Here is a 12,577-nt window from a genome sequence, read left to right as displayed (position 1 = left end):
GCGGCCCGTACTCCCGGGCGGGAGGGACCACCGGCGTGCGCGACTGGCTCATCGGCCTCGGGGTCGCCGTGGCCTGCCTGCTGGCCAGTTGGGTCCTGCTGGTGCTGCTGGCCCGGCGGCTGCCGCCGGGCATCCTGCGCGACCTGGCCGCCTTCATCCCGGACTGCCTGACCACCGTGCGCCGGTTGCGCCGCGACCCCCGGGTGCCGCGCCGGGCGCGCGTCGCGATCGTGTTCGCCGGGCTCTGGCTGGCCAGCCCCATCGACCTGATCCCGGAGTTCCTGCCGGTCATCGGCCCGCTGGACGACATCGTGGTGGTGGCGCTCGCGCTGCGCTACGCGGGCCGGCAGGTGCCCCGGCAGGTGCTGCTCGACGCCTGGCCGGGCGAGCCCCGGCTGCTGCTTCGCCTGCTCGGCCCGGCGCCGGCGGCCGGAGCGGGCACCGAGGGGCACGAGCGCTGACCGGCCTGCTGGTGGCCTCGGCGGCGGCGTTCCTGCTGGCCGTGCTCTCCGCGGTGACCGGGTTCGGCGGCGCGGTGCTGTTGCTGCCGGTCTTCACCGCGCTGTTCGGGCTGCGCGTGGCGGTGCCCGTGCTCACCCTCACCCAGCTCGCCAGCAACGGCGCCCGGGTCTGGCTCAACCGGCGCGAGCTGCATCCCGAGCTCGCCGGCCGGTTCGCGCTCGGTGCGGTGCCGTTCGCCCTGGCCGGGGCGCTGCTGTTGGCGCACGCGCCGCTGGCCGCGCTGAAGCGGCTGCTCGGGGTGTTCCTGCTGGGCGTGGTGGCGTGGCGTCGTCTCGGCCGGCCACCCGAACGGCCCGGCGTGCGGACCTTCGTGGCGGTCGGCGCGGCCTCCGGGCTCGGATCGGCGCTGCTCGGGTCGGTCGGCCCGCTGACCGCGCCGTTCTTCCTGGCGTACGGGCTGACCCGGGCCGCGTACGTGGGCACCGAGGCGGCGGCCGCGCTCACCCTGCACCTGGCCAAGACCGTCGGGTACGCCGGGGCGGGGCTGCTCGGCCAGGAGGTGCTGCTGCTCGGCGCGGCACTGACCCCGGCCACCCTGGCCGGGGCGTGGGTGGGGCGGCGGATCGTCGGCCGCATCAACGACCGCACGTTCGTCGCCCTGGTGGAGGCGGGACTGGTCACGGCCGCCCTGCTCTTCCTGGCCGGCCGCTGACAGCGCCCGGCTCAGGGTCGCAGGCGGACGTGGCGGTGACCGTCGCGCGGGAACGGCGGCCGGGCCGGCAGCACCTCCGCGAAGACGTAGCCGCTCTTCTCGGCCACCCGGCAGGAGGCCGGGTTGTCCACCTGGTGCAGCAGTTCCAGCCGGGTCAGGCCGCCCGCGGCGAACCGCGAGAACGCCCACCCGGTGACCGCCTCCACGGCCCGTGGCGCGACCCCACGGCCCCGGGCCGGCGCCGCCGTCCAGTAGCCCACCTCGGCGGCCGGTTGTCCGGGCGCGACCTCCTTGAGCACCACGTTGGCGACCAGCCGCTCCCCCTCGGCCGTGTTTTCCAGCACCGCGAAGCTGAACCGCCGGTCGGCCGCCCAGCCCTGCCGGCTGCGGCGCAGGAAGGCCCGGGCCTCGGCAGGGGTGGTCACCGGGTACCGCGTCCAGCTGCGCAGCACCGGATCCCGGTACGCGGCCAGCAACGCCTCGGCGTCGTCGTCGCGCCAGGGTCGCAGCAACAGTCCGGGGGCGGAGAGGGTGGCGGCGGCGTGGAGCACGATCGGCATCCCGGTAGTGTGGCCCGTCACGCCGCCGCGCGGCGAGCCCGCTCCCATGGCGTCGCGTCCACCCGGCGCACGGGCACGTGGCGGTGCAGAGCCTGCTGCCAGGGCTGACAGGGGTCAGAGGTTGTCCGGCTGGTGCAGGGCGGGGTGGTGCTCGCCGGGCGCGGCGTACCAGGGGTGCGGGTCCTCCCGCAGCGCGGTGGCGATCCGCAGGCGCGACCACTCGTCCAGCTCGGGCAGCTCGTCGGGGGCGAACCAGCCGACCGCGAGGGACTCGTCGCCGTCGGCCGTGGGCACCCCGCCGACCCGCCGGCAGCGGAACCAGACGTTGAGATATTCGCAGGCGTCCCCGTTGGGATAGACGACCGGGTGGGTGGCCACCCCGCCGATCCGCTCGATCTCGACCTGGATGCCGGTCTCCTCGCGGACCTCGCGGACCAGCGCGTCGGCGGGCTGCTCGCCCGGGTCGACGGTGCCGGCCGGCACGGACCAGCGGCCGTTGTCGCCGCGGCGGGCCAGCAGCACCCGCCCGGCCTCGTCGGTCACCACGGCGCTGACCCCGTAGAGCATGAGCAGGTCGCGGCCGATGTGCCGGCGCATCCGTGCGATGTAGGGCGAGACAGGCATGGCGGCACCCTACCGGCGGCCCTGCCGATGCCGCCGTACCATGCCGGCGGCCAGCGGGGCGGCGTCCAGGTCCCCGGCGGCGATCCGCCCGGCGACGGTACGGCGCACCACCCGGTCGGCCAGCGCGGGCGCGTGCCGGGCCAGGGCCAGCTCCAGCCGGCCCCGGGTGGTGGTGGCCACGTCCCGGGGCGCCCGGCGGGCGGTGGCGGCGCGCAGGATCGCAGCGACCACCCCCTCGACGGGTTCCATCCGGGACACCCCGCTCAGCGACAGCCCGGCCTCGGCGGTGCTGGCATGGATCGGCGAGGACACCATGCTCGGGTAGACGACGCTGACCCCGACGTGGGTGCCGACCTCGTGGCGCAGCGCGTCGGCGTACGCGACGAGGGCCCGCTTGCTCACCCCGTACGCGGCCGCGAGGGGCAGCGGCAGCACGGCCATCCGGCTGGCCACGAAGACCACCCGGCCGCGGGCCGCCTCCAGGGCGGGCAGCGCCGCCGCCGTGGTGCGCCAGGCGGCGAGCAGGTTGACCTCCAACTGCCGGCGGACCACCTCGTCGGGCGGCAGCTCGGCCGGGGCCGGTCCGCCCACGCCCGCGTTGTTGACCAGCAGGTCGAGCCCGCCGAGCCGGTCCACGGCGGCGGCCACCGCGGCCGGCACGGCGGCCGGGTCGGTCAGGTCGCAGCCGAGCACCGGCACCTCGCCGCTCTCGTCGGGGTGCAGGTCCAGCCCGACGACGCGGGCGCCCGCGTCGGTCAGCGTGGTGCACAGGTGCCGCCCGAAGGTGCCGCTCGCGCCGGTGACCAGCACCCGCCGTCCGGCCAGCCCGCTCACCGCCGTGCTCCCGTCCGGCGGCGCCCGGCGGCCAGCTCCCGCTCCAGCTCGCTCAGGTACGCGTCGAAGTCGACCCGCATGTGTGGCCGGCGCTGCCCCCACCGGGCGGTGGCGGAGCGCAGCTCGGCCCGGGAGGCGGCGGCCTGCCGGGCCGGGTCCGGTGGCGCCCAGGTGCCGGCGAGCCGCCCGGCGACCAGCCGGGCCTGGGCCTCCACCAGCGGGAACGCCGCCCCGGTGGACTGCATCAGCCCGACGAAGGCCAACCCTGGGGCGTCCAGGTGGAACACGTGCCGGTACAGCGGCAGCCGGTCGGCGCCGTCGCCGAGCAGTTCGGGGTCGAGGAAGGGGACCTCCACCCGGTAGCCGGTGCACCAGATCACCAGGTCCACCTCGTCGGCGCGGCCGTCGGTGAACTCGACCCGCTCGCCGGCGAACCGGGCGATGCCGGGGCGGGCCTGGATGTCGCCGTGGGTGAGCCGGGACAGCAGCCCGTCGGAGAGCGTGGGGTGGTCCTGGAGGAAACCGTGGGCGGGGGCGGGCAGTCCGTACCGGGCGGGTGGGCCGACGGTGGCGGTGAGCATGGTCTGGCTGATCCGCTGCCGCAGCCGCCAGGGCAGCCGGCGGGCGAGCGCCCCGTTGAGGGTGTCGGAGGGGCGGCCGAGCAGGTACTTGGGCACCACCCAGACCCCGCGGCGCAGCGACAGCAGGGTCCGCGCGGCGGCGTACGAGGCGTCGACGGCGATGTCCATGGCGGAGTTGCCGCCGCCGACGACCAGCACCCGCCGGCCGGTCAGCTGCTCCGGGCCCCGGTAGTCGTGGCTGTGCAGCTGCTCCGCGGTGCATCCGCCCGGGTACGGGTCGGGCCACTTCGGGACCCGGTTGTGCCCGTTGGCCACCACCACGGCCTCGACGTCGACGCGGACCGGCCCGTCGGGTCCGGTGGCCTGCACGGTCCAGCCACCGCCGGCCGCCGGGGTGACCCGCTCGACGGTGTGCCGCAGCCGCACGGCGTCGCGCAGTCCGAACCGGTCGGCGTAGTCGGCGAGGTAGCCGGCGATGTGGCTGTGGTCCGGGTAGTCGGGCCAGTGCGCCGGCATCGGGTGGTCGGCGAACTGGGTGCGCCCCTTGCTGGTGTTCAGGTGCAGCGTCCGGTACGCGGGCGAGCCGGGTGACCCGTACACCCAGAGGCCGCCGACGGTGTCGGTGGCCTCCAACGCGACCGCCGGCACGCCGGTGTCCGCGAGGGCCTTGAGGGTGGCCAGTCCGGCCGCGCCGGCGCCGATGACCGCCACCCGGGGTGGTGCCGCCATGCCCCCGCCTCCTTAATCCAACGACCGCTGGATAATCCCCGGCGGGCGCCGGCCCGTCAAGGGCTGGCCGGCGGGTACAGCCCGTCGAGGAAGCGATGCACGAAGGCTCGGAACTCGCGTCGCTCCCGGGCGTCCGAGCCGTGCTCGGCGGCGAGGGCCACCACGTGCCCGTGCACCGCCCAGACCAGGCTGCGGACGGTGACGTGGGGGGTCGGCTCGACCAGCGCGCCGCGCGCGGCGGCGGCGGCGAGCAGCTCCTCGACCAGCGTGTAGAGCGGGGCCGAGTAGCGCTGGTCGAGGTTGGCGTGCCGGTGCGGCTCCAGCCAGCGCCGCAGCCACAGCGCGGTCGTCTCCGGCCGGTCCTCCAGGAAGTCGACGAACACGTCGACCAGGTCGTGCAGCGTCCGCAGCGCGTCGGCGGGCCCGGCCGCCAGGGCCGATCGGGCGCGCTCCCCGGCCGTCTCGAGGACCTCCCGCTCGGCGGCGAAGACCCGGGCGAAGCAGGCGTCGTAGAGCTGCGCCTTCGTGCCCGTGTGGTGGGCGACGGTGGCCACGTCGACGCCGGCCGCGGCGGCCACGTCGCGCAGGCCGACCGCGTCGAAGCCACGTTCGGCGAAGAGCCCGGTGGCGGCTGCGAGCACCAGCTCCCGGGTGGGCCGTTCGTCGCCGCGGCGGGGCCGGCCCGGTCGCCGGCGGGGCATGGTCATCCCGCCATTGTTCCCCCTACAATCCAGCAACCGTTGGATTGGGGGCGGCGTGCCCGAGGAGGAGGCGATGACCGGGCTCGACCAGCGGCGGCAGGCCGCCGCCGCCCTGCCGCGCGGCCCGCTGGCCGGCTTCGCCGCCGGCTCGCTCGGCATGGGCGTCTGGGTCACCGTGCCGGGGCTGCTGCTGCTCTACTTCCTCACCGACGTCCTCGCCGTGGCACCGTGGCTGGCGGGGCTGACCCTGCTCGTGCCGAAGATCGCCGACGTGCTGCTGCACCCCTGGATCGGGCACCGCTGCGACGTCGAGCAGGCCCGCCGCGGCCACCGGCGGCGGCTGCTGCTGGCCGGTTGCGCCCTGCCGCTGGCCTTCGCCGCGCTGTTCGCGGTGCCCGGCGAGCTGGACGGCGCCCCGGCCGCGGCCTGGGTGGCGGTGTTCTTCGTCGCCGGGAACCTGCTCTTCGCCGCGTACCAGGTGCCCTACCTGGCCACCCCGGCGGACCTGCGGATCGGCTACCACGAGCGCACCCGGCTGATGGCCTTCCGGATGGTGGTCCTCACCCTCGGCATCCTGATCTCCGGGCTGCTCGCGCCGCTGCTGGCCGGCGGTGACACCGCCACCCGCGCCGGCTACCTGCGGATGGCTGCCCTGCTCGCGGTGGGGATGCTCGCGGCCATGGTGGTCGGCGTCGCCGGGATCGACCGGCTGCGCCGCACCGCCGCCGTGCCGTCGTCGCCGCCGCACCGGGCCGGCGGGTGGGCGACCCTGGCGGCGAGCCTGCGCGACCGGCAGTTCCGCTGGCTGGTCGGCGCCTACCTGGCCATGTCGACCACCACCCACCTGGTGCTGGCCGGGGTGCCCTACTACGCCGAGTACGAGCTGGGCCGCCCGAAACTGACCACCGTGTTGGTCGCCGCGTTCGTCGCTCCGGCGCTGCTGGTGACCCCGGCCTGGCTGGCGGTGGCCCGGCGGGTCGGCAAGCAGTCGGCGCTGCTCGCCGGCCAGCTGGCCTTCGCCGTCGGCGCGCTGGTGCTGGCCGTCGGCCGGCCGGCCGGGCTGCCGGTGCTGGTCGGCGCGGTGGCGGTGCTCGGGGTGGCGTTCGCCGGGATGCAGCTGCTGCCCTTCTCGATGCTGCCCGACGTGATCCGGGCCGCCGACACCGACCGGGCCGGCACCTACACCGGGGTGTGGACCGCCACCGAGGCCACCGGCGCGGCGCTGGGCCCCTACGCCTACGCGCTCTGCCTGGCCGCCGGGGGCTTCGTGGCCTCCGCCGCCGGGCAGACGGTCACCCAGTCGGCGGGCGCGCTGACGGCGATCCGGTACGGCTTCGGGCTGCTGCCGGCCGCCCTCATGGTGGTCGCCGTGCTGCTGCAACGCCGCTACACCCTCGACCGCGCGGCCCGCGCCGACGCCGGCCGCGACGGCGCCGCCTGACGGGCCGCGCCGGCGACGACGAAGAGGAACAGGCCGCAGGCCGCGACCAGGAGCCAGCCCGGGCGGGACGCGCGGTGAAGGCCCGCCGGGCCGACCCCGGCGACGAGGCCCCCGGCGACGGCGATGCCGACGGCCGAGCCGAGCTGCCGGGCGGTGGAGGTGATCGCCCCGGCGACGCCGGCCCGCGCCGGCGGCAGGCCGCTCACCGCGGTGTTGGTGATCGGGGCGTTGGCGAAGCCGAAGCCGATGCCGATGAGCAGGTAGGCCGGCAGGAGCTGCCGGAGATCCGGGTCGGGGCGCAGGTCGACCAGGATGAGCCCGCCGGCCGTGAGGAACGCGCCGGCGAGCAGGAGCGGCCGCCGCGCCCCGTAGCGTCCGGCCAGCCGGCCGGACAGCGGCGCGCAGACGGTCGCCCCCAGCGCCAGGGGCAGGGTCGCGGCCCCCGCGGCGAGCGGGGTCCAGCCGTGGCCGTGCTGCAGGTACAGCGTGGTGAGCAGCAGGCTGACGGTCAGCGCGACGAACACGGCCACCGCGCCCAGCACCGCTGTGGCGAAGGCCGGCCGCCGGAACAGTCCCAGCTCCATCAGGGGTTCGCGGCGACGCCGCTCGACCACCACGAAACCCCCGGCGGCCGCGGCGGCGACCAGGTACGCGGCCCAGGCCGGCGGCGACGCCCAGCCGATGCGCGGGCCCTCGATGAGCACGGCGACGCAGAGGCACACCACGACGGTGAGGAGCACCTGGCCGGGCAGGTCGGGCCGCCGGGCCCGCGGCGCGCGGGACTCCGGGACGAACCGCGCGCTCAGCACGAGCGCGGCGACGATGACCGGGGCGTTGATCCAGAACACCGACCGCCAGCCCAGCGCCGCGATGAGCGCGCCGCCGGCGACCGGTCCGGCCGCCATGCTGAGCCCGAAGACCGAGGCCCAGATCCCGATGGCCTGTGCCCGTTCCCGGGGGTCGGGCATCGCGTTCACCACGATGGCCAGGGCCACGGGGCTGAGCATCGACGCGCCGATCCCCTGGACGGCCCGCGCCGCGACGAGCGCGCCGAGCGACGGGGCCACCGCGCACGCCACGGACGCGACGCCGAAGACGACCAGCCCCCACCGGAAGACCCGGCGGCGGCCCAGCCGGTCGGCCAGCGCGCCCGCGGAGATCAGCAGGCTGGCCAGGATCACGGTGTAGGCGTCCACGACCCATTCCAGGCTCCGGGTGCCCACCCCCAGCCCGCGCCCGATGGCGGGCAGGCCCACGTTGACGATGGTGGTGTCCAGCCCGACGAGCAACATGCTCAGCGCGCAGATCGCCAGCACCGCCCACCGCCGGCGCGCAGTCAACTCGGATCGCACGGTCAGGGATGTCGCGGCCACGGCGCTCACCTCCAGGTCGGGGAACATGCCCCGTCATGCTCGAACCGGGCGGGCCCCCGGGCCCAGCCTTCTTGCGGAAACCGCAAAGATGGCGGGTGTGGAAACCGATCTCGCGGAACTCCTCGACGGCATCGGACCGCGGCTGCGCGCGCTGCGCCGCGACCGCGGGCTGACGCTGGAGACCCTCGCGGCGCAGACCGGCATCTCGGTGAGCAAGCTGTCCCGGCTCGAGTCGGGCAAGCGGCGCCCCACCCTGGAGCTGCTGATCCCGCTGGCCCGTGCCCACCGCGTCGCGCTGGACCAGCTGGTGGCGGCGCCGGCCACCGGCGACCCCCGAGTCCACCTGCGGCCGCACCGGCGACGGCGCGGCGGTGTGGTGGTGCCCCTGACCCAGTACCCGGGGCGGGTACAGGTCTTCAAGCAGGTCCTCGCGCCCCGGGAGCCGACGCTCGTCACCCACGCCGGCTACGAATGGCTCTACGTCCTCGCCGGCCGGCTCCGCCTCGTCCTCGGTGACCGCGAGTTCATCCTCCGCCCCGGCGAGGTGGCCGAGTTCGACACCGGCGAACCGCACTGGTTCGGCCCCGCCGGCACGGACACCGTCGAGATCCTGCACCTGTTCGGACCACACGGCGACCAGGCCGTCGTCCGCACCGGGCCGTCGACACCGTCGTGACCCGCGGCAACTAGACTTCGCCGCCGATGGACGCCCAGACCGCCCCCGAGACCCGCCCCTGCGCCCACTGTGGACGTGATGTGCCGCAGCGCGCCGGCGCGGGCCGGCCCTTCCGGTACTGCCGGGACAACGACGGCGCCTGCCAGCGGGCGTCGCGCAACTCCCGGATGCGCCACCGCAACGCTCCCGGCCTGCCCGGACAGGTGGCCCGCACCTGGGAGGCGGTGGACCGGCTCGACCAGATCGTGGAGACCCTCACCGAGGCGCTGCACGCCGAGCTGTCCCCGGCCGGGGTGGAGCGGCAGCTCGCCGAGGTCCGCGCCGAGACGGCCGCCCAGGTGGCCGCGGCGCACACCGCACGTGACGAGGCCCGCCGGGACGCCGAGGACGCCGCCGCGGCCGCCGCCCGCGCCCGCCACGAGGCGCAGGCGGCGCTGGCCGAACGCGACGCCGACCGGGAGCGGGCCGACCGTGCCGAGGCCGCGTCGGCCGCGGCCGCCGACCGCGCCCGGCACGCCGAGGCGGCCCGGGACGAGGCCCGCGGCGAGGCCGGGGCCGCGCACGCCCTGCGGGTGCAGGCCGAGCGGGACCGCGACGCCGCCCGCCACGAGCTGCGTACCGTGCGGTCCGAACGCGACGGTGAGCGCCGCCGGGTCAGCGACCTGACCGCCGAACGGGACGCCGCCCGCGTCGACGCCGAGCGGGCCACCCGCTCGGCGGGTGAGGCCCTGGAGCGGGCCGAGCGGCTGCGCGCCGAGGCCGACCGGGCCCGTGGCGACGCCGAGGCGGCTCGTGCCGCAATGGACCGGGCCCGCGCGGAGGCCGAGGCGGCGCGGCAGGCCGGGCAGGAGGCGGCCGAGCGGGCCCGCGCGGAGGCCGCCGAGGCGCAGGCCGCCCGGGCGGCGGCCGCGGCCGCTCGGGAGGAGCTGGCGGCCCGGACCGCCGAGCGGGACGCCCTGGCCGCCGACCTGGCGGCCGCGCGGCAGGCGGCCGCCGCCGTCGAGGCCCGGCTGGCGGAGCTGACCGTACGGGTGGCCGCCGCCGAGACCGACCGCGACGCCGCCCAGCGGCGTGCCGCACAGCTCGCCGACCAGGTCAGCGACCTGGCCGGTGCGCTGGCCCGGCTGGGCTCCCGCACGAGCTGAGGCCGACGGCGCCCGCCGGCCACGGGCTGGGACGGGTCAGCGGGAGGTGCGCCGCGGCGGGGATGATCAGGACGTGGGAAAGACGTACGAGCGCATCGACGGGCGGCTGCGGACCTTCATCGAGGCGCAGCCGATGTTCTTCACGGCCACCGCACCGCTGGCCGGCGACGGCACCATCAACCTCTCCCCCAAGGGCCTGCGCGGCTCCTTCGCCGTCCTCGACGAGTTGACGGTCGCCTACCTGGACTTCGCCGGCAGCAACGCCGAGACCGTCGCGCACCTGCGGGAGAACGGCCGCATCACCCTGATGTGGTGCGCCTTCACCGGCTCGCCGAACATCGTCCGGGTGCACGGGCGGGGCGAGCCGGTGTTCCGCGACGACCCCCGCTGGCCGGAGCTGCTCGGCCACTTCCCCGACATCGACCCGGACCCGCACGGCCTGCGGACGATCATCGTGGTCCACGCCGAGCTGATCCGCGACACCTGCGGCTACGCCGTGCCGCTGATGACCTACGAGGCCGACCGCGACCTGCACGGGCGGCGGTTCGCCCGGGAGGACGACGCGTCGCTGAGCGCGTACTTCGCCGGCAAGGAGCACGTGGCGACAAGCATCGACGGGCTGCCGGGCCTGCCGCTGCCGCTGCCGCCGACCCCGGCCCAGTGACGTCCGGGCCCGTCAGTGGATGCCGGCCATCAGCTGCCGGATCTGCCGGGTGAACATCACGGCGGCGAGCCCGAGCACCACCGAGGCCAGGCCGAAGGTCAGGAAGTACGTCGGCTCGGACCAGCTCTCGGCGAGCCGGGCGACCTGACCGCCGATCGCGTCGCCCACGGCGGTGGCGAGGAACCACAGGCCCAGCATCTGGCTGGCGTACTTGACCGGGGCCAGCTTCGTGGTGGCCGACAGGCCCACCGGGCTCAGCGCCAGCTCGCCGGCGACCTGGATGGCGTACACCGCGACCAGCCACCACGGGGAGACCAGGTCGCCGCCGACGGCGGCCTGCGCGGCGGCGGCCATCAGCACGAACGACAGGCCGTTGAGCACCAGGCCGACGGCGAACTTCGTCGGCGTGGACACCCGGTGCCCGAGTTTCAGCCACAGCGCGGCGGCCAGCGGCGCCCCGATGATGATCAGGATCGGGTTCACCGACTGCAGCCAGGACGCCGGGAAGGTGAAGCCGCCCACGTTCCGGTCGGTCTGGTCCTCGGCGAAGATGTTCAGCACCGACCCGGCCTGGTCGTAGATCAGCCAGAACGCCGCGGCGAAGACGAACAGCCACACGTACGCCTTCATCCGGCTGCGCTCGGTGCCGCTGATCTCCCGGTCGGTCAGGATCCGGGCGAAGTAGGCGATGGTGACCAGCACGGTGACGAGGGTGAGCAGGTTGACCACCGTGTCGACGGTGAACAGCCCGATCAGGGCGAGCACGGCCAGCACCACGAGCACCACCACGGCGACGACGGCGATGCGGGTCAGCGCCCGCCGCCGGTCCGCGCCGAGCAGCGGGTCGGCGGGCCGGGCGCCGGCGTCACCGAGGTTGCGCCGGCCGAGCACGTACTGGATCACCCCGAAGGTCATGCCGATGGCGGCCGCGCCGAAGCCCAGATGCCAGTTGATCTTCTCGCCGAGGAAGCCGGTGATCAGCGGGGCGATGAACGCGCCCAGGTTGATGCCCATGTAGAAGATCGAGAAGCCGGCGTCGCGGCGCGGGGAGTCCCGGTCGTAGAGGTCGCCGACCATGGTGGAGATGTTGGGTTTGAGCAGGCCGGTGCCGAGCACGATCAGCGTCATGCCGGCGAACACGCTCCACCGCGCCGGGACGGCCATCACGTAGTGCCCGGCCGCGATCACGACGCCGCCCCAGAGCACGCTGCGCCGCGCGCCGATCAGCCGGTCGGCCACCCACCCGCCGGGCAGCGCCATGAGGTAGACCATGGCGTTGTAGGTGCCGTAGACGGCGTTGGCCGTGGACTCCCCGATGCCCAGCCCCTCGTCGGCGACCGATGCGGTCAGGTAGAGCACGAGGATGGCCCGCATGCCGTAGAAGCTGAACCGCTCCCACATCTCGGTGAGGAACAGCGTGGACAACGCCCGCGGGTGGCCGAAGAAGGTCTTCCCGCCGGGCGCCCGGGCCCCGGCCGGCGCGTCACCGGTCATCGTCACCTCCGCACGCGTGGAGGCGGCTAACATCCCCGTTGACAGTCGAAACACTCCACCGATTCGGCCCGGCCGGGGACGACCCCGCCGGGCAGCTGTCATGACCGGCTACTCTTGAGGATCCCGACCCCGCGCCGGGCCCTCGGCGTGCCGGGAATGGGGCGGCGGTGACGGGCCGTTACACCTGAAGACCAGCACCACGAACGAGGGGAAGTCGATCATGGGCGAGCGTATGCTGCGCGGTAGCCGACTGGGCGCAGTCAGCTACGAATCCGACCGCAACACGGAGCTCGCGCCGCGTCAGACCCGCGAGTACCTCTGCGCGAAGGGGCACCAGTTCGAGGTGCCGTTCGCCGTCGACGCCGAGGTCCCGACGACCTGGGAGTGCAAGTTCGACGGCAGCGTCGCCCGCCTGGTCGACGGCAGCGAGCCTGAGCAGAAGAAGGCCAAGCCGCCGCGCACCCACTGGGACATGCTGCTGGAGCGGCGTTCGATCGCCGAGCTGGAGGACATCCTCGCCGAGCGGCTGCAGGAGGTCCGCACCCGCCGCGGTCGCGCCTGAGCACCCGTAACGACGCAAG

At 75.7% G+C, this 12,577-nt stretch carries 14 protein-coding genes; 7 read left to right on the top strand and 7 right to left on the bottom strand.

Features of this window, described 5'->3' with window-relative positions; all coding sequences use genetic code 11:
• Positions 1–35: 35 nt before the first annotated feature.
• Complete coding sequence (locus ACQP12_RS17420; protein WP_433280160.1) at positions 36–461, top strand: YkvA family protein; 426 nt, start codon at positions 36–38, stop codon at positions 459–461.
• Positions 462–472: 11 nt separating this feature from the next.
• Complete coding sequence (locus ACQP12_RS17415; protein ID WP_433280158.1) at positions 473–1,174, top strand: sulfite exporter TauE/SafE family protein; 702 nt, start codon at positions 473–475, stop codon at positions 1,172–1,174.
• 11 nt (positions 1,175–1,185) lie between these two features.
• Here ACQP12_RS17415 and ACQP12_RS17410 read toward each other — a convergent pair whose 3' ends face one another.
• The 5 genes from ACQP12_RS17410 to ACQP12_RS17390 all read right to left on the bottom strand — a co-directional run bounded on the left by ACQP12_RS17410 (position 1,186) and on the right by ACQP12_RS17390 (position 5,209).
• Positions 1,186–1,734, bottom strand: coding sequence for a GNAT family N-acetyltransferase (locus tag ACQP12_RS17410; protein WP_433280156.1), 549 nt, complete (start codon positions 1,732–1,734; stop codon positions 1,186–1,188).
• A 114-nt stretch (positions 1,735–1,848) separates the two neighbouring features.
• Complete coding sequence (locus ACQP12_RS17405; protein ID WP_433280154.1) at positions 1,849–2,358, bottom strand: NUDIX hydrolase; 510 nt, start codon at positions 2,356–2,358, stop codon at positions 1,849–1,851.
• A 9-nt stretch (positions 2,359–2,367) separates the two neighbouring features.
• Positions 2,368–3,192 (bottom strand): SDR family NAD(P)-dependent oxidoreductase, encoded by an 825-nt coding sequence (locus ACQP12_RS17400; RefSeq protein ID WP_433280152.1) that lies wholly within the window; start codon positions 3,190–3,192, stop codon positions 2,368–2,370.
• Positions 3,189–4,502: a flavin-containing monooxygenase gene (locus tag ACQP12_RS17395; RefSeq protein WP_433280150.1), complete on the bottom strand. Its 1,314-nt coding sequence runs from the start codon at positions 4,500–4,502 to the stop codon at positions 3,189–3,191. Before ACQP12_RS17395 ends, ACQP12_RS17400 begins: the two co-directional genes overlap by 4 nt.
• A 56-nt stretch (positions 4,503–4,558) precedes the next feature.
• Positions 4,559–5,209, bottom strand: coding sequence for a TetR/AcrR family transcriptional regulator (locus ACQP12_RS17390; protein WP_433280148.1), 651 nt, complete (start codon positions 5,207–5,209; stop codon positions 4,559–4,561).
• 67 nt (positions 5,210–5,276) lie between these two features.
• On the opposite strand from ACQP12_RS17390, the gene ACQP12_RS17385 reads away from it, so the two are divergent.
• Positions 5,277–6,644, top strand: a complete 1,368-nt coding sequence (locus ACQP12_RS17385; RefSeq protein ID WP_433280146.1) for an MFS transporter — start codon at positions 5,277–5,279, stop codon at positions 6,642–6,644.
• Here ACQP12_RS17385 and ACQP12_RS17380 read toward each other — a convergent pair.
• A complete protein-coding gene (locus tag ACQP12_RS17380) occupies positions 6,590–8,044 on the bottom strand; it encodes an MFS transporter (RefSeq protein ID WP_433280144.1) in 1,455 nt (484 codons plus the stop codon). The genes ACQP12_RS17385 and ACQP12_RS17380 overlap by 55 nt on opposite strands.
• Positions 8,045–8,114: 70 nt before the next feature.
• Between ACQP12_RS17380 and ACQP12_RS17375 the strand changes: the two genes are divergently transcribed.
• The 3 genes from ACQP12_RS17375 to ACQP12_RS17365 all read left to right on the top strand — a co-directional run bounded on the left by ACQP12_RS17375 (position 8,115) and on the right by ACQP12_RS17365 (position 10,502).
• Positions 8,115–8,693, top strand: a complete 579-nt coding sequence (locus ACQP12_RS17375) for a helix-turn-helix domain-containing protein (RefSeq protein ID WP_433280142.1) — start codon at positions 8,115–8,117, stop codon at positions 8,691–8,693.
• Positions 8,694–8,719: 26 nt separating this feature from the next.
• On the top strand, positions 8,720–9,838 hold the full coding sequence (locus ACQP12_RS17370; protein WP_433280141.1) for a hypothetical protein: 1,119 nt from the start codon (positions 8,720–8,722) through the stop codon (positions 9,836–9,838).
• A gap of 73 nt (positions 9,839–9,911) precedes the next feature.
• Positions 9,912–10,502: a pyridoxamine 5'-phosphate oxidase family protein gene (locus ACQP12_RS17365; RefSeq protein WP_433280139.1), complete on the top strand. Its 591-nt coding sequence runs from the start codon at positions 9,912–9,914 to the stop codon at positions 10,500–10,502.
• 12 nt (positions 10,503–10,514) lie between these two features.
• Here ACQP12_RS17365 and ACQP12_RS17360 read toward each other — a convergent pair whose 3' ends face one another.
• Entirely contained in the window at positions 10,515–11,996 is a 1,482-nt protein-coding gene (locus ACQP12_RS17360; RefSeq protein ID WP_433280137.1) for a peptide MFS transporter, read from the bottom strand.
• Between the two features lie 220 nt (positions 11,997–12,216).
• Here ACQP12_RS17360 and ACQP12_RS17355 point away from each other — a divergent pair, with 220 nt between their 5' ends.
• Positions 12,217–12,558, top strand: a complete 342-nt coding sequence (locus ACQP12_RS17355) for an RNA polymerase-binding protein RbpA (RefSeq protein WP_046564157.1) — start codon at positions 12,217–12,219, stop codon at positions 12,556–12,558.
• Positions 12,559–12,577 lie beyond the last annotated feature (19 nt).

Origin of the sequence: Micromonospora sp. CA-244673 (genome assembly GCF_050948395.1) — a bacterium.
Taxonomy (GTDB): domain Bacteria; phylum Actinomycetota; class Actinomycetes; order Mycobacteriales; family Micromonosporaceae; genus Micromonospora.
The sequence above is the reverse complement of the archived record's forward strand: the minus strand, read 5'-3'. Positions and strand labels throughout refer to the sequence as shown.